This window comes from Cupriavidus sp. U2 (assembly GCF_009663685.2).
GTDB classification, from domain to species: domain Bacteria; phylum Pseudomonadota; class Gammaproteobacteria; order Burkholderiales; family Burkholderiaceae; genus Cupriavidus; species Cupriavidus necator_C.
In genome coordinates this window covers 378009-393296 of the sequence record NZ_RCOG02000002.1, presented here as the reverse complement: position 1 = coordinate 393296, position 15288 = coordinate 378009, and the positions used below count along the sequence as shown (strand labels likewise).

Sequence of the window (15288 nt, the reverse complement as noted above, 5' to 3'; positions counted from 1 at the left end):
TAAAACGGAGTAGAGAAAACATTCGAGAATGATTCTTGTCTGGTAGAATCCGCCCGTAATTTCAAAGGCTTAGCATGCTCTACCCCGAACTGTTCAAATCGTTGGAAGCGGTCCGCTGGCACATGGACAAGGACATCCCCTGGGATACCTTCGACCCGAGCCTGCTGACTGACGACCAGGCGAAGACCATCCGCATGAATGCGATCACCGAGTGGTCGGCCCTGCCCGCCACGGAGATGTTCCTGCGCGACAACCGCCACGATTCCGACTTTTCGGCCTTCATGAGCATCTGGTTCTTCGAAGAGCAGAAGCATTCGCTGGTGCTGATGGAGTACCTGCGCCGCTTCCGCCCGGACCTGGTGCCGACCGAAGAGGAACTGCACGCCGTGCGCTTCGAGTTCGACCCGGCCCCGCCGCTGGAAACGCTGATGCTGCACTTCTGCGGCGAGATCCGCCTGAACCACTGGTACCGCCGCGCCGCCGAATGGCACTCGGAACCGGTCATCAAGCACATCTACCGCACGCTGTCGCAGGACGAAGCGCGCCATGGCGGCGCCTACCTGCGCTACATGAAGAAGTACCTGCACCAGTTCGGCGACAACGCCCGCGCGGCTTTCGCCAAGATCGGCGTGCTGATGGCATCGGCCCGCCGCACGGAAAAGCCGCTGCACCCGACGAACCTGCACGTGAACAAGGCGCTGTTCCCGAACGACACCGTGCAGTCGCGCCTGCCGGACCCCGACTGGCTCGAACACTGGCTCGACGAGCAGATCCGCTTCGACGAGGTCTGGGAAAAGAAGGTGATCGAGCGGATTCTGCACAATATGTCGCTGCTGTTCGAGCGCACGTTCGAATCGGTGCAGGACCTGAACCGCTACCGCAAGGAACTGAACGCAAACCTGCAGGCCGCCCAGGCCTGACGGATTTTCCGGTTCCGGCCGCTGCAACGAGACCCCGTCGGCTACGATGGGGTTTTTCATTTTGGGCGCCGCCGCCCCTCTCCCGACCCGATCCATGACCGCACCCGCCTTCGAATCCAAGCTGGTACCCGCCGACGACATCGCCGCGCTGCACGCCGCCGTGGCCGCGCTGCCGCGCCCGCTGGTCTTTACCAATGGCGTGTTCGACATCCTCCATCGCGGCCACGCCACGTACCTGGCCCAGGCGCGCGAACTGGGCGCCAGCATGGTGGTGGGCGTGAACAGCGATGCGTCGGTGAAGATGCTGGGCAAGGGCGACGACCGTCCGCTCAACCACGAAGCGGACCGCATGGCCCTGCTGGCCGCGCTGGAATCGGTGGATCTGGTGGCGATGTTCCGCGAGCAGACCCCGGTGGAACTGATCCGCCTGGTGCGTCCGGACATCTACGTGAAGGGCGGCGACTACGACATCGATACGCTGGAAGAAACCCGCCTGGTGCGCAGCTGGGGCGGCCAGGCCTATGCCATCCCGTTCCTGCACGACCGCTCGACGACCAAGCTGCTGACGAAGGTGCGGGCGCACGGCTGACACCTTGCCGGCCGCCATGGTGATGCGGCCCTGGTGGCGCGGCTCCCCCTACCCCGCCCGCGCGGCGCTCCCTTCGCCGCGCGCCTGCGTCATCCCCTTGCAGGACTGCAGCAACTCCGCGCCGTAGCGCAGGCGGACTTCATCCATGCGGGTCCGCACAGCCTCGTCGGCGTGCGCCACGCGCAGCCACTGGCGCGACACGGCACGCGGCGCGTCGCTGACCAGCGCGGTGCGCACCCCCAACCCGCGCAGCGTTTCCAGGAAGCGGTCGGCCCGCTCGCGCTCGCGGAACAGGCCCAGCGATACCGTGTACGACTCGGGGTCATCGGCGCTTACGACCGACACATCGGTCACCTTGCGGCGGCGCAGCTCGGCCAGCTTGCGGTCGGCGTTCTCGCGCGTGGGCTGGGGCGGCAGATGGACCCACCAGCGCACCTGCTCGCTGCGTTCGAACTGTTCCACCGTCAGCGGCGAGCCCGCCGCGACGGCGGCCAGGTCTTCCTTCGCGCGCTGCACGGTCTGCGACGTGAAGCCGCCCATCTCCAGGCAGGCATCGGCCGGCGCGGCGGCCAGCGTCACGCTGCCCGGCGCCGCCTTGCCCGCGGGCGCTGCGCCGGCGGGCATCTCGCTGCGTGGCGCAAGCGCCGACGCCTCGGCGGGCTGGGGCAGCATCTCCATGCGCTCGCGGCGCACCTGCTGATCCACACGTTGCGGCTCGCGTGGGCTCTCCAGCGTGCCGCCAAGCGGATGCGGCCCAAAAACGCCCAGCACGGCCGCCAGCATCAGCAGGTTGGCGATCAGCAGGATCAGCAGCAGGACAGTCAGGCCTCTCCGGGACATTTGGCGCGAGTCGGTCGAGTGATGGGCACCGGCAAAGGCTGGCCGGCGAGGATGACAGGGGCTTAGGCGGGCAGCGCCATCGCATGCAGCCCAAGCAGCACAAGATTATCGTGCATCTCGAACGGCATCGCGAGCGCCCCGGCCACCGCGTGCCGCGCGCCGCCCGACAGCAGGCAGCGTACCGGGCCGCGTTCGGCCAGCGCCCGCCATGTACGCTCGACCGCGCCGGCCTGCGCGGCCAGGCAGCCCGCCGCAATCGCATCGTGAGTGTTGTCTGCGCCCAACGCCCGCACCGCGCGCGTGGCGCCGGCGCCGGTATCGCGCACATCGAGTTCGGGCAGCTGCGCGGTATTGCGCGCCAGTGTGCCCAGCATCAGTTGCAGGCCCGGCAGGATCAGGCCGCCCTCGAACCGGGCGCCATCGGGCGTGGGGGTCACGATGTCGAGTGTCGTGGCCGTGCCCGCCGTGACGATCAGCAATGTCTGATCCGGCAGCCAGCGATGCGCGCCGATGCTGCCCACCCAGCGGTCCACCCCAAGCTGGGTCGGCTCGCGATAGCCGTTGGCCAGCCCGCCATGCGCGGCCGTGGTGCGTACCCATGTCAGCGCGGCCGCGCTGCCGAAGGCCTCCACCAGCAACGCATCGACCTTGCCCGCCAGCGTCGGACCGGCCACGTTGGCGATCCACACCGCCGGTACGCGGCTGCCCGCCAGTTGCTGCCACGTGCCCAGCAGCGCGGCCCGCTCGGCGGGCGCGGCATGTGCCGTCGCGCCGGCGTGCTGCCAGGGCGTGGGCAGTGCGCCGGCCGCGGGGGCCGGAGCCGGCACGTCATCGTCGCACCAGGCCCATTTGAGCCGTGTATTGCCGATGTCGATCAGCAGCGTACTCATGCGGTGGCTCCGCGCAGCGACACCTCGCCGCTGGCAATGCGTTGCAATCCATCGGCGGTTTCCAGCAGCAGGTGGCCGTCGCTGTCCACGCCACGCGCCAGGCCTTCGGTCAGCACCTGCCCGTCATGCAGCAGGCGCACAGGCTCGTTGCGGAAGGCATCGCGCGCCGACCACGCCGGCGCCAGCGGCGCAAAGCCCTGGGCCAGAAACGTGGCGCGCATGGCGGCCAGCCGGTTCAGCACGGCGGCCAGGATGCGTGTGGGGTCGCGCTGCGGATCGAACGACGCCATGGCCTCGGACACACCTGCCAGTTCGCGGCCCAGCGCCGCTTCCATGCCGGCGTCGCGTATCAGGTTCAGCCCGATGCCGATCACCGCCCACAGCCGCTGCGGCCCGGCCGGCACCGATTCGATCAGGATGCCGGCCAGCTTGCGACCGTCGATCTGCAGGTCGTTGGGCCACTTCAGGCCCACGCGCGCGCCGCAGGCGGCGTCGCAGTCTTCCAGCGCCTGGGCCACGGCCAGCCCCACGGCCAAGCTCAGGCCGCTGAGCCGCGCCGGCGCCAGCGCCAGCGGCATCGCCACCGAAAACATCAGCCCGGCGCCCTGCCAGGGCCGCCCCTGCCGGCCACGACCGGCGGTCTGGCGGTAGGCCACGCGCACGTGCGCGTCGTCGGCCCATGGCGCGCTGCGGCTGGCCTGGGTCAGGTCGGCATTGGTCGAGCCGGTTTCCGCCACGACCTCGACCTGCCATGACCGAGCGGGGCCGCCAGCGAGCGCCTGGCGCAGGGTGTCGGTGTCGATCCGCCATGCCGGCAGGGCGGCGGCATTGGCGGCATCGGCGGGACGGTGGTCGGGGGCGGCATCGGGAAAGTCTGGCATGGGGACGGCAGGCATCTGGAATCCATCCGGCGGGGCGAATCATGGCGCGGAGTCTGGCGAGATTGTAGCCGTGGCCGTGTCAGCGGATGTCCGGTCGCGTGACCCGGGTTGGTAGCATAGAATCGAGACTCCGCCATCACATCATCGCCGCTTTTGGATCGCCAGCCGACGCCCGCCATTGATATCTCGCGCCAGGACGGAGCCTGCAGCATACAGCTGCAAGGGGACTGGACGGCTCTTGCACTTGCCGGCTGCCATGAGGCGCGCGGCCTACGCGCCCAGCTGCATGAACTGACCGAGGCGCCCCAGCATGCCGAATGGTCGCTGGCCGGCGTGACCCGGCTCGACCATATCGGCGCGCAACTGATCTGGCAGGCCTGGAACGGCCGCATGCCCGAGCGCGTGGCCCTGAACGACGGCCAGCGCCGGGTGTTCGAGCGCATCCAGAACCTGCGCACCGACGGCTGGCGCAAGACGATGGTCGACCGTTTCAATCCGGTGACCCTGCTGGGTGCCAAACTGCTGTCGTTCTTCGCCCAGCTGGCCAACGGCATCACCATGCTGGGCCAGCTGGCATTCGACCTGCTGCGGTTTGCGCGCGCGCCGCATCGCGGCCCGTGGCGCGAGATCTCCGCGAATGTCTACAACGTGGGCTATAAGGCACTCGGGATCACGGCGCTGGTCGGGTTCCTGATCGGCATCGTGCTGTCCTACCTGTCGGCCAACCAGTTGCGCACGTTCGGCGCCAGCACCTTTATCGTCAACATCCTGGGCATGGCGGTGATCCGCGAACTGGGGCCGGTGCTGGCCGCCATCCTGATTGCCGGCCGCTCGGGCTCCGCCATTACCGCGCAGATCGGCGTGATGCGCGTGACCGAGGAACTCGACGCGATGAGCGTGATGGGTATCTCGCACGGCTTCCGGCTGATCATGCCGCGCGTGATCGCGCTGTCCATCTCGATGCCGCTGCTGGTGGCGTGGACCGACGTGATGGCGCTGGCCGGCGGCATGGTGGCCGCGCGCTACCAGCTCGACATCAGCTACGCGTTCTTCCTGCGCCAGCTGCCCGATGCGGTGCCGGTGGCCAACCTGTGGCTGGGCCTGGGCAAGGGCGTGGCGTTCGGCATGCTGATTGCGCTGACCGCCTGCCACTTCGGGCTGCGCATCAAGCCCAACACGCAGAGCCTGGGCCAGGGCACCACGGCATCGGTGGTGACGTCGATCACCGTGGTCATCCTGGCCGATGCGGTCTTTGCCATCCTGTTCAAGAACGTCGGGCTATGAATACCATCGCCACGCCGCAAGTCGGCCCCGACACCCCGCGCGACAAGATCATCGAGGTGCGCAACCTCGTCAAACGCTATGGGGACAACGTCGTGCACGACGGCCTGAACCTGGACGTCTATCGCGGCGAGGTGCTGTCGATCGTGGGCGGCTCGGGCACGGGCAAGACCGTGCTGCTGCGCCAGATCGTGGGGCTGGAGCGGCCGACGTCGGGCACCATCAAGGTGTTCGGCGAGAACCCGGCCAGCCTGAACGCCGCGCAGCTGCAGACGCTGCGCAACCGCTGGGGCCTGCAGTTCCAGCGCGGCGCGCTGTTTTCGGCGCTGTCGGTCATCGACAATATCGCGCTGCCGCTGCGCGAAATGCGCGCGCTGCCCGACAACCTGATCTGCCAGGCATCGCTGCTGAAACTGCAACTGGTGGGCCTGTCGGCCAAGGACGCCGACAAGATGCCGTCTGACCTGTCGGGCGGCATGATCAAGCGCGTGGCGCTGGCGCGTGCGCTGGCGCTGGAACCCGAACTCGTTTTTCTGGACGAACCCACGGCGGGCCTTGATCCGATGGCATCCGACGACTATGTGGCCCTGATCCGCGAATTGCGCCGCGAACTGGGCCTCACGGTGGTCATGATCACGCACGACCTGGACACGCTGGTGGCGCTGTCCGACCGCGTGGCCGTGCTGGCCGACCGCAAGGTACTGGCCGCCGCGCCCATTGCCGAGGTGATCAAGGTCGATCACCCGTTCATCCGCGAATATTTTCTGGGCGACCGCGCCCAGCGCGCGCTGCAGGCGCTGCCCGCCCTCAAGGGCCCCGGCAGTCCGGCCGCGCCAACTGGAAATACTGGAGAGACCTGATGGAAAACAAGTCAAACGCCTTCCTGGCAGGCGTGTTCACCATCGGACTGGCGATCCTGGTGCTGTTCTCGCTGTTCTGGTTCAGCAGTGACCACGCCGTGCGCGTGCCCTACGACCTGATTACGCGTTCGACGGTCAACGGGCTGGGACCGCAGGCCGACGTGAAGTATCGGGGCCTGGATGTCGGCAAGGTGTTGTCGATCAAGTTCGATCCGCAGGTGCCGGGCCAGATCATCGTGCGCATCAGCGTCAACCAGGACACGCCGATCACGCGCACCACCTATGCCACGCTGGGCTTCCAGGGCGTGACCGGCATCGCCTATGTGCAGCTGGACGACACCGCGCGCGAGGATGGCGCTGCCGCCAGTTCGCCGCCGCTGCATACGTCGGCACGCGAACCGGCGCGCATCGTGATGCGGCCGGGCTTCTTCGAGGAACTGGAAAAGCGCGGCGACTCGCTGCTGACCCAGACCGAAACGCTGATGTCGTCGCTCAACGAGATGTTCCAGACCACCAACCGCGACGAGCTGATGGCCGCCATCAAGTCGGTCCACAAGACCGCCGACGACTATTCGAAGCTGGCCGCGTCGCTGCAGCCCGCGGCCGCCCGCCTGCCGCAGGCCGTGGACAACCTGAACGCCACGCTGGCGTCCACGCGCCGGCTGGCCGATGACCTGGCCAGCCCGCATGGCACGGTGATGAGCACCGTGAACCGCGTGGGCGAAAACATGCAGGGCGCCGCCGATTCGGTGCAGCAGGCGGCCGGTATCTTCACCCAGGAAACGCTGCCGCAGATCAACGGGCTGGCGCGCGATGCCCGACAGGCCACACGCAGCATCGACCGTGCGGCCGGCCAGTTCAACGACCAGCCAAGCAGCGTGCTGTTCGGCGGCTCGGCCGTGGCCCCCGGACCCGGCGAGCCGGGCTTCCGCGCCCCCTGAACCGCCGCCACGCCATGCGTCAGACCCACCGTCGGGATCCACCATGAAAACCCGTTCCGCCCTTGCCTCGCTGGTCATGCTGATGGCGCTGTCCGCCCTGACCGCCCTGTCCGGCTGCAGCGTGCTGTCGCCCGCCAAGCCAAGCACCACCTACGACCTGGGCCCGCTTGCCGCCGCACCGTCCCAGCCGCCCGCCCGCCTGCCCAAGCTGCGCGTGGCCGATACCGGCGGCCCGACGTGGATGGACGGCCGGGGCATCTACTACCGGCTGCAATACACCCAGGCCCAGCGGCTGCAGGCCTACGCCACGCAACGCTGGGTGGACGCTCCGACGCGGCTCTTCGACGACCGCCTGCGCGACGCGGTGTCCGGGCGCGGCGAACTCACGTGGTACGGCGACACCAGCGTGCCGGCCGTCAAGGTCGACCTGCTGGGCTTCGAGCAGGTCTTCGACTCGCCCACCAGCAGCCGCGGCGTGGTGCGCGCGCGGGCCACGGTATTCCACAAGGCACTGATCGGACAGAAGACCTTCGTCGCCGAGCTGCCGGCGCCCAGCCCCGACGGCGCCGGCGGCGTGAAGGCGCTGTCGGCCAGCAGCGATGCGGTGATCGCCGCCATCCTCGACTGGGCCGCCACACTGCCGCTGGAAGCCGCCGCCGCAGCCGGCCCGGCGCCGTTGCCGCGCGCGAACCCGCCCGGGCGCAACGCGGTGCCGCTGCCGACCGACGAAACGCCCACGCCCACGCCCCCGCGCCAATGAGGCGCGGAAAGCCTATAGTGCGAATCAGGCCGTAAGGTTTCACGCAGTCAATGGCACCGGATACGCACCTGCCTCCTTCGCCCCCGACGCCCCCAGAGGCCCCGCCGCAGCCGGAGCTGGAGGGCTGGTTGCCACGTCATTCGCCGCTGGCGCGTGTGGGGCTGATCTGCTTCACGCTGCTGGTGGTCTACGCCAGCCTGTATCCGTTTTCGGGATGGTTGAACAACGGCATCTCGCCGTTCGCCTTCCTGACCGCGCCCAAGCCGCGCTACATCACCGAATTCGACCTGCTGACCAATGTGCTGGGCTACTGCCCGTTCGGCGCGCTCGTGGTGCTGTCGCTGCATCCGCGCGTATCGGGCGCGCGCGCCACGCTGATCGCGCTGGTGGCCGGCGCGCTGCTGTCGTCGGTCATGGAAGCCCTGCAGACCTGGCTGCCCACCCGGATCCCGTCGAACATCGACCTGATCACCAACGCGCTGGGCGCGCTGCTGGGGGCCGCCGTGGTGGCGCCGTTTACCAGCGCGCTGATCGACCGCGGCAACCTGACCCGCCTGCGCATGGCGTGGTTCGAGCCGCATGCCAGCTTTGCGATCGTGCTGATCGTGCTGTGGCCGTTCGCGCAGGTGTTTCCGCAGGAACACCTGTTCGGCATGGGCGGCATCGTGCGCGAATGGCTGACCGATCCCGATTCCTGGCCGATGATGTGGGTACAGGCCTACTTTCCGGCGCTGATCGCCTGGCAGGACAGCATCAACCTGCGGCCCGACGACCTGCAGAACCAGTTGCTGCTGGAAACCATGGTGACGGCATCGAGCTGGATCGGCACCGGCCTGTTTGCATCGGTGGCCATGCGGCGTACCGCGCCGATGCTGCGCATCCTGGCGGCGCTGCTGACCGCCGCGCTGATGATCAAGGCCGGCGTCGCGGAACTGCAGTTTCCCGACGACAACGCGTTCAACTGGCTGTCCGAAGGCGGGCGCTTTGCCCTGCTGACCAGCTCGCTGGTGCTGGTACTGCTGCTGCGCGTGCCACGCTGGCTGCGCGCCGTGCTGGCCGTGGTGTCGCTGACCGGGCTGGTGATACTGACCAATATCCTGCCGCCGAACCCGTATGCGTGGATCTCGGAGCAAGGCTGGCGCATGGGCCGCCTGGTGCACTTCAACAGCCTCGCGCAATGGCTGGGCTGGGTATGGCCGTTCCTGGCCTTCTTCTACGTGGTCTGGCGCTTCGAGCAGATCACGCTGCGGCGGCGACTGCAGAAGCGCGCCCAGCGCCGCGCAACGGCGCGGGCCGTGGCCGCCGCGACGGAAACCCGGCAGGAATCGAAGTAGGCGTCAGCGGCGCATGCCGCTGGCGACGTGTCAGTGCAGCTGGCCGCCCTGCTCGCGGATATCGGCATCGGTCGACAGCGACGTGGCCACCGCCACGCGCAGGCCGGCGACCAGCGTGTCGAGCGCCAGGCTGGGCGCGCCGGGATGCCGCGCGGCCTGCTCGGGCAGGTAGGGGATGTGGATGAAGCCGCCGCGTGTGGCCGGGGGCGCTGCGTGGCGTTGCGCCAGCGCATGCATCAGCCCGTAGAACACATGGTTGCAGACGAAGGTGCCGGCCGTTTGCGACACCATCGCCGGCACGCCGGCTGCGCGCATGTCGCGCACGATGGCCTTGATCGGCAGCGTCGAGAAATACGCCGCCGGGCCATCCGGCGCGATCGTGTTGTCGATGGGCTGGGCCCCGGCGTTGTCGGCAATGCGGGCATCGTCCACATTGATCGCCACGCGCTCGACCGACATCTCGGTGCGGCCGCCAGCCTGACCCACCGCAATCACCACATCTGGATTCAAGGATTCTACGAGTTGCGCCATCGCGTCGATGGCGTTGCCGAACACGCACGGCAACTGGCGCGCGACAATTACCGCATCGCCAACGCGCTCGCCATCGAGCGCTCGCACCGCCTCCCACGAGGGATTGATCGGCTCTTGTTCAAACGGCTCGAAGCCGGTCAGCAGGACGGTACGAACGGACATGGCATTTTCCTTACATCAGGAAGTACAGCAGGAAGATATTGGCGACCAGGATGCCGAACGCGGTGGGCAACTGCGCGCGGATCACGGCGTTCTTGTCTTCCAGTTCCAGCAGCGCGGCGGGCACGATGTTGAAGTTGGCCGCCATGGGCGTCATCAGCGTGCCGCAGTAGCCCGAGAACATGCCGATGGCCGCCATCACCGCCGGGTTCGCGTGGAACATGCCCACCAGGATCGGTACGCCTACGCCGCCTGTCATCACCGGGAACGCGGCAAAGCCATTGCCCATGATCACCGTGAACAGCGCCATGCCCACGCAGTAGACCGTCACCGCCACGAACTTGAAGTCCATGTTGATGTACGACGTGGTCAGGTGCGCCACCGCCTTGCCCACGCCGGCATCGGCGAACACCAGGCCCAGCATGGCCAGCATCTGCGGCAGCACCAGCGCCCAGCCCAGCGCCTCGATCAGGCGCCGGGATTCGCGCATGCTCTGCGCCGGCGTGTCGCGCGTCAGCCAGCAGACCACGAACAGCGACACCAGGCAGCCGACACCCAGCGACACGAACGTGACGTTCTTCGGATCGAGCAGCGGCAGCCCGGCAATCCTGACGTCCTTGAACAGCACCGTGCCCAGCACCGTGATGAGCGGAATCAGCAGCGCCGGAATGAACAGCTTGTTGCCCAGGCGCTGGGCGCTGGCGCGGCGCTTGTCTTCCGGCAGCGTGCCGTGCTTGCCATGGCCCACACCGCCAAACCCGGCGATCAGCGCCATCACCACGGCACCCACGCCGACCACGGCCGGCGGGATCTTGTCGCCGATCAGGAAGATGACCGCATAGAGCAGCCAGAACAGGCCCGTGGTCAGACGGCGCGGATGCGTCTTGTCCGTGAACGTCATCAGCGCGGTGATCAGCAGGACAAAGCCGGCCAGCCAGTAGAGGTATTCGATCGAGATAATCATCGCTTACTCCCCCTTGGCCGCAGCGGCGACGGTGGCCGACGTGCCGGCCGGTTGCTTGCCCCCGAGTTCGCGGGCCAGCCAGCCGTCGAGGCGCTTCAGGCGCACGGCATGGATCAGGAAGGCGCAGATCGCGGTGGGGATGCCCCACACGGCAATGTGCAGCGGCTCGACGTCGATGTTCGACGACAGCAGGAACGTGTGCATCAGCGCGATGGCACCGAACGCCACGAAGATGTCCTCGCCAAAGAACAGGCCCACGTTGTCGGTGGCCGCGCAGAAGGCCAGCACGCGCTGGCGCACCGGCTCGGGCAGGTGGCCGAAGCGGGTCTCCGCCGCGCCTTCGGCCATTGGGGCCAGCAGCGGGCGCACCATCTGCGGATGGCCGCCCAGGCTGGTCAGGCCCACGGCGGCAGTCAGCTCGCGCACGGCCAGGTAGACGATCAGCAGGCGGCCGACGGTGGCCGATGCGATGCGCGAAATCCACGCCTGCGCATGCTCGCGCAGCCCGTGGCGTTCCAGCAGGCCGATCACGGCCAGCGGCAGCAGGATGATCAGCGGCAGGTTACGTGCCTTGACGAAGGCCGTGCCGATGGCAGTGAATATCTGCATGACCGGCATCGACGCGGCCAATCCCGTGACAATGGCGGCTGCCGCCACCACCATCATGGGATTGAACCGCAGGACGAAGCCGAGGATGATGACGCCGACCCCGAGCAGGGGCCAAAGATTGACAGCCGATTCCATGGGAAACACCTGATAGCGAGTGAAGCAAAGCCTGCGCCTGACGGGGGGCCGTCAGTTGCCGGCCCGGATGGCGATGCCTTCCGCGCCGAGCCGTTCCCGGATGCGGCGCGCAAAGGCAAGCGCGTGGGCGCCGTCGCCGTGCAGACACACGGTTTCGGCGCGAATCGGTACCCAGGTGCCGTCGATTGCGCGGACCTGCTTGTCGCGAATCATCGAGAGCGTCTGGTTGAGGGCGACGTCTTCGTCGTCATGCAGCGCGCCGGGCGTGCCGCGCTTGACCAGCGTGCCGTCGGGGTTGTAGCCGCGGTCGGCGAACACTTCTTCCTTCACGCGCAGGCCCGCGTCGCGCGCCATGGTGATCATCTGGCTATTGGCCAGGCCGAAGAAGACGAGGTCGGAATCGTAGTCGCGTACGGCGCGGATGATCGCGTCGCACAGCTTTGCGTCGCGCACGGCCATGTTGTACAGCGCGCCATGCGGCTTCACGTGGGCCAGCTGGCCGCCCTGCGCCCGCACCATCGCGTCGAGCGCGCCGATCTGGTACAGCACGTCGGCATAGACCGCCTCGGGGTCGCGCTGCATTTCGGTACGGCCGAAATTCTCGCGGTCCGGAAAGCTCGGATGCGCGCCAATGGCCACGTTGTTGTCCAGCGCCCACTTCACGGTCTGCAGCATCGTTGCCGCATCGCCCGCGTGCCAGCCGCACGCCACGTTGGCGGAACTGATCAGCTGGATCAGGGCTTCGTCATTGCCGCAGCCTTCGCCAAGGTCGGCATTCAGGTCGATTTGCATGGGGCGTTCTCCGGATGTGTGGGGACGATTTAAGGGTTATGCGACGAACCGGGTGGTCGTGCGGCGGCGCGCGGCAATCTGCAGGCCCTGGCTCTGCCAGCGCAGCGCCTGGTCGATCTGGCGCAGGTAGCGATCCACCTCGGCCTGGGCGGCGGCGGCCTCTTCGACGGTCACCTGCCGGAAGCGCACCGTGGCGCCCAGCGGCACCTGGGCCAGGCGCCACAGGTCGGCGCCGATCACGGTGCCGATCTTCGGATAGCCGCCGGTGGTCTGCGCGTCGCTCATCAACGCGATCGGCTGGCCGTTCGGCGGCACCTGCATCACGCCCGGCACCACGCCGTGCGACAGCAGATCGCCCGAACGGTCGGCGCGGCGCGCCAGCACGGGGCCCTGCAGGCGCAGGCCCATGCGATTGCTCTGCGGCGTGATGGACCAGTCCGACGACCACAGCGCCGCCTGCGATTCGGGCTCGAAATCGGGATACTCGGGGCCGGCCAGCATGCGGATCACCAGCGCATTGCCTTCGCGGTTGACGGGCAGCGCCCAGCCCGGCGCGGCCACGCCGACCCAGTCCTGCTCGGTGTCGATGCCGGGGCGGCCTACGGGCAGATGGTCGCCTTCCTTCAATACACGGCCTTCGAAGCCGCCGAAGCTGGACTTGAGATCGGTGCTGCGCGAATGCATCACCAGCGGCACATCGATGCCGCCCGCCACACACAGATAGGTACGCGAGCCGCCGCGCGGCGCGGGCAGCGTCAGCGTTTCGCCACGTCGCACATCGAACGCATGCCAGGACCAGACCGGCACGCCATCGACATTCGCGCTGCACTCGGCGCCGGTCAGCGCCACGCGCATGTCTGCCTCGAAGCGCAGCGCCGCGCGGCCCAGCGTGAATTCGATGGCCGCCGCGTTCGGGTCGTTGCCCAGCAGCCGGTTGCCCACCCTCAGCGCCAGCCCGTCGGCAGCACCCGACCGGCCCACGCCAAAGCGGCGGAATCCGGTACGGCCCAGGTCTTGCACCGACGCCTGCGCACCAGGTCGGAGGATCTCGATCACAGCAGCACCTCCTCGGCAACGAAACGCACGGTGTCGCCGGGCGCGAACAGCGATGGCGGATCGCGGTCCGCCACGAACAGCTGCGCGTCGGTGTGGCCAATCAGCTGCCAGCCGCCGGGCAGTACGGCCGGATAGATGCCGGTCTGCTCGCCGCCAATGCCCACGGCACCGGCCGGCACCGCCAGGCGCGGCTCGCGGCGGCGCGGCGTGGCCAGCTCGGGCGCCATGCCGCCCATATAGGCAAAGCCAGGCTGGAATCCCAGGAAATACACCACGTATTCACCCGCAGCGTGGCGACGCACCACTTCGTGCGGCGTCAGGCCGGTATGCGCGGCCACATCGGCAATATCGGGACCGAACTCGCCGCCGTAGCGCACCGGAATCTCCACCAGCTTGCCCGTGGTGTTGCGCGTCTCGCCCGATGCCCACGCGAGCTTCAGGTTGCGCTCCAGCGCCGCCACATCGGCGGTGTCGTCAAAGGTCAGCGTGAGGTTGTTCATGCCCGGCACCACGTCCACCACGCCACGCCAGTCGGCCGCGCGTTCGGCCATGGCCCAGATGCGGCGCTGAACTTCCAGCGAGGCTGGCGGCGCGACGCTGTAGAGCAGCGCCTGTTCGGCCAGACGGTGAACGGAGCATTGAGGCATGGACGGGCTCGCTGGTTGGGGGCGGGGCTTTGTTCCCTGCAGTGTAGGCACCGCACGGACCGCGACATGGCTCGCCAATGAACCCGATGTGACTCAATCGAATTTCATCAACGATTTATCGATAAATTCATCATATCGAAACATGGCAATGCCCGGCACTCGGGGTAGACCCTAGGTAGTTATGCACCGTTAGCGGCAATTTCGCACCAAAAGCGGATCAATATGACTGATGAAGCGCTAGCGCTGAAAGTTCGTTGAAAGGCGACCAGAAGACATCCAGCCGCGTGCCTGAAGGCCCGGTCGCTTTTGACCCCAGGCAAACGAAGGCGAACCTGAAACGACCGCCCCGGATGGCGCTGCTAGATTGGCCGTCGCTTCTAACCCAAGGGGGAACGCGATGATCCGATGCAATCTGGTGGAGGGAGATCAGTCGAGCGCCAACGGCGTGACGCTGGAAGGGATGCCGCACGACACCATCAAGGGCAAGCGCATGGCATTTTTGGGTGCCAGGGTGTATTGCCCCGTGTGCAGGACGACCGGAGCTCACGGGTGGCCACATTGACCTGTGGAATGGCTCGCGATTGACGATCACCAGTCCAGCGGGAGCGATTTACACACTCGGTCGATGGGCAGGCATACGCACCGCCTTCGTACCGGGCACGAATACCGGTTACTCGGATTTGGGCGCTTCCGTTGAAATATTGCTCTGGGAAATCAAGTGAAGCGCCTACTGATCATTGCCTCGGGATGTCTCGGCGGCCTGGCTCTCACGTGGATATGTCTGTACGTTTTCAGCCGGCTCGACTGGCCCGAAACATGGCCAACCGCCAGAGACAAGAAAATCGGTTGCTGGGGCCTCGAACACTGCGCCAATCCCCCGGCAACGGTTTATGTCTATCTGGCGCTATTTCTGCTAGGGCCCGCCATATACTTTTCCACGATCAACGGCCTCGCGTATCGCAACTGGCCACTGAAGAAGTGGGCGTGGTCTGCCGGTATAGGAGCCCTGCTGGCGATCGCATTTTATTATCTGTCGTACGCGTGGCCTGGCGTCATCGCGTACTTGACGAATGCTCTTTCTCTTTGAGTGAATCAGGAC

General features: G+C 67.4%; 17 protein-coding genes. 8 read left to right on the top strand and 9 right to left on the bottom strand.

What is annotated here, in order from left to right:
* The first annotated feature begins 74 nt into the window (after positions 1–74).
* The gene (locus tag D9X30_RS03310) at positions 75–920 is read left to right on the top strand and encodes a ferritin family protein (RefSeq protein ID WP_153946162.1); all 846 of its coding nucleotides are present in this window, start codon (positions 75–77) and stop codon (positions 918–920) included.
* Positions 921–1014: 94 nt separating this feature from the next.
* Entirely contained in the window at positions 1015–1509 is a 495-nt protein-coding gene (gene rfaE2, locus D9X30_RS03305; RefSeq protein WP_153946163.1) for a D-glycero-beta-D-manno-heptose 1-phosphate adenylyltransferase, read from the top strand.
* A 48-nt stretch (positions 1510–1557) separates the two neighbouring features.
* On the opposite strand, the gene D9X30_RS03300 is transcribed toward rfaE2, so the two are convergent.
* The 3 genes from D9X30_RS03300 to D9X30_RS03290 form a co-directional block, all read right to left on the bottom strand.
* Complete coding sequence (locus tag D9X30_RS03300) at positions 1558–2349, bottom strand: SPOR domain-containing protein (protein WP_153946164.1); 792 nt, start codon at positions 2347–2349, stop codon at positions 1558–1560.
* Positions 2350–2411: 62 nt separating this feature from the next.
* Positions 2412–3239, bottom strand: a complete 828-nt coding sequence (locus tag D9X30_RS03295; protein WP_153946165.1) for a type III pantothenate kinase — start codon at positions 3237–3239, stop codon at positions 2412–2414.
* Entirely contained in the window at positions 3236–4135 is a 900-nt protein-coding gene (locus tag D9X30_RS03290) for a biotin--[acetyl-CoA-carboxylase] ligase (RefSeq protein ID WP_502799600.1), read from the bottom strand. Before D9X30_RS03290 ends, D9X30_RS03295 begins: the two co-directional genes overlap by 4 nt.
* A 138-nt stretch (positions 4136–4273) precedes the next feature.
* Between D9X30_RS03290 and D9X30_RS03285 the strand changes: the two genes are divergently transcribed.
* From D9X30_RS03285 to D9X30_RS03265, 5 genes are read left to right on the top strand one after another with little or no spacing between them, the layout of a single operon-like run.
* On the top strand, positions 4274–5404 hold the full coding sequence (locus D9X30_RS03285) for an MlaE family ABC transporter permease (protein WP_153946166.1): 1131 nt from the start codon (positions 4274–4276) through the stop codon (positions 5402–5404).
* Positions 5401–6261: an ABC transporter ATP-binding protein gene (locus D9X30_RS03280; RefSeq protein ID WP_153946167.1), complete on the top strand. Its 861-nt coding sequence runs from the start codon at positions 5401–5403 to the stop codon at positions 6259–6261. Before D9X30_RS03285 ends, D9X30_RS03280 begins: the two co-directional genes overlap by 4 nt.
* Entirely contained in the window at positions 6261–7202 is a 942-nt protein-coding gene (locus D9X30_RS03275) for an MlaD family protein (RefSeq protein ID WP_194946452.1), read from the top strand. The genes D9X30_RS03280 and D9X30_RS03275 overlap by 1 nt, the downstream gene beginning before the upstream one ends.
* A gap of 43 nt (positions 7203–7245) precedes the next feature.
* Complete coding sequence (locus tag D9X30_RS03270; protein ID WP_153946169.1) at positions 7246–7962, top strand: ABC-type transport auxiliary lipoprotein family protein; 717 nt, start codon at positions 7246–7248, stop codon at positions 7960–7962.
* 50 nt (positions 7963–8012) lie between these two features.
* Positions 8013–9296: a VanZ family protein gene (locus D9X30_RS03265; RefSeq protein ID WP_194946453.1), complete on the top strand. Its 1284-nt coding sequence runs from the start codon at positions 8013–8015 to the stop codon at positions 9294–9296.
* 30 nt (positions 9297–9326) lie between these two features.
* Here the strand turns inward: D9X30_RS03265 and pcp are convergent, their stop codons facing one another.
* Genes pcp through pxpB form a run of 6 tightly spaced genes read right to left on the bottom strand, consistent with a single transcriptional unit; the run spans position 9327 to position 14189 of the window.
* A complete protein-coding gene (gene pcp, locus D9X30_RS03260; protein ID WP_153946170.1) occupies positions 9327–9989 on the bottom strand; it encodes a pyroglutamyl-peptidase I in 663 nt (220 codons plus the stop codon).
* 10 nt (positions 9990–9999) lie between these two features.
* The gene (locus D9X30_RS03255; RefSeq protein ID WP_153946171.1) at positions 10000–10950 is read right to left on the bottom strand and encodes a DUF979 domain-containing protein; all 951 of its coding nucleotides are present in this window, start codon (positions 10948–10950) and stop codon (positions 10000–10002) included.
* A gap of 3 nt (positions 10951–10953) precedes the next feature.
* On the bottom strand, positions 10954–11694 hold the full coding sequence (locus tag D9X30_RS03250) for a DUF969 domain-containing protein (protein ID WP_153946172.1): 741 nt from the start codon (positions 11692–11694) through the stop codon (positions 10954–10956).
* Positions 11695–11745: 51 nt separating this feature from the next.
* Positions 11746–12486, bottom strand: coding sequence for a 5-oxoprolinase subunit PxpA (gene pxpA / locus D9X30_RS03245; protein WP_066734784.1), 741 nt, complete (start codon positions 12484–12486; stop codon positions 11746–11748).
* A 36-nt stretch (positions 12487–12522) separates the two neighbouring features.
* Positions 12523–13542: a 5-oxoprolinase subunit C family protein gene (locus tag D9X30_RS03240; protein ID WP_249640871.1), complete on the bottom strand. Its 1020-nt coding sequence runs from the start codon at positions 13540–13542 to the stop codon at positions 12523–12525.
* Complete coding sequence (gene pxpB / locus D9X30_RS03235; protein WP_153946174.1) at positions 13539–14189, bottom strand: 5-oxoprolinase subunit PxpB; 651 nt, start codon at positions 14187–14189, stop codon at positions 13539–13541. The genes D9X30_RS03240 and pxpB overlap by 4 nt, the downstream gene beginning before the upstream one ends.
* Positions 14190–14907: 718 nt before the next feature.
* Between pxpB and D9X30_RS03230 the strand changes: the two genes are divergently transcribed.
* Positions 14908–15276 (top strand): hypothetical protein, encoded by a 369-nt coding sequence (locus tag D9X30_RS03230; RefSeq protein WP_153946175.1) that lies wholly within the window; start codon positions 14908–14910, stop codon positions 15274–15276.
* Positions 15277–15288 lie beyond the last annotated feature (12 nt).

What these genes read in the sequence shown, in the direction of transcription:
- D9X30_RS03310 (WP_153946162.1), top strand. Translation starts at nt 75, where the DNA reads ATGCTCTACCCCGAACTGTTCAAATCGTTGGAAGCGGTCCGCTGGCAC.
- rfaE2 (WP_153946163.1), top strand. Translation starts at nt 1,015, where the DNA reads ATGACCGCACCCGCCTTCGAATCCAAGCTGGTACCCGCCGACGACATC.
- D9X30_RS03300 (WP_153946164.1), bottom strand. Translation starts at nt 2,349, where the DNA reads ATGTCCCGGAGAGGCCTGACTGTCCTGCTGCTGATCCTGCTGATCGCC.
- D9X30_RS03295 (WP_153946165.1), bottom strand. Translation starts at nt 3,239, where the DNA reads ATGAGTACGCTGCTGATCGACATCGGCAATACACGGCTCAAATGGGCC.
- D9X30_RS03290 (WP_502799600.1), bottom strand. Translation starts at nt 4,135, where the DNA reads ATGCCTGCCGTCCCCATGCCAGACTTTCCCGATGCCGCCCCCGACCAC.
- D9X30_RS03280 (WP_153946167.1), top strand. Translation starts at nt 5,401, where the DNA reads ATGAATACCATCGCCACGCCGCAAGTCGGCCCCGACACCCCGCGCGAC.
- D9X30_RS03275 (WP_194946452.1), top strand. Translation starts at nt 6,261, where the DNA reads ATGGAAAACAAGTCAAACGCCTTCCTGGCAGGCGTGTTCACCATCGGA.
- D9X30_RS03270 (WP_153946169.1), top strand. Translation starts at nt 7,246, where the DNA reads ATGAAAACCCGTTCCGCCCTTGCCTCGCTGGTCATGCTGATGGCGCTG.
- D9X30_RS03265 (WP_194946453.1), top strand. Translation starts at nt 8,013, where the DNA reads ATGGCACCGGATACGCACCTGCCTCCTTCGCCCCCGACGCCCCCAGAG.
- pcp (WP_153946170.1), bottom strand. Translation starts at nt 9,989, where the DNA reads ATGTCCGTTCGTACCGTCCTGCTGACCGGCTTCGAGCCGTTTGAACAA.
- D9X30_RS03255 (WP_153946171.1), bottom strand. Translation starts at nt 10,950, where the DNA reads ATGATTATCTCGATCGAATACCTCTACTGGCTGGCCGGCTTTGTCCTG.
- D9X30_RS03250 (WP_153946172.1), bottom strand. Translation starts at nt 11,694, where the DNA reads ATGGAATCGGCTGTCAATCTTTGGCCCCTGCTCGGGGTCGGCGTCATC.
- pxpA (WP_066734784.1), bottom strand. Translation starts at nt 12,486, where the DNA reads ATGCAAATCGACCTGAATGCCGACCTTGGCGAAGGCTGCGGCAATGAC.
- pxpB (WP_153946174.1), bottom strand. Translation starts at nt 14,189, where the DNA reads ATGCCTCAATGCTCCGTTCACCGTCTGGCCGAACAGGCGCTGCTCTAC.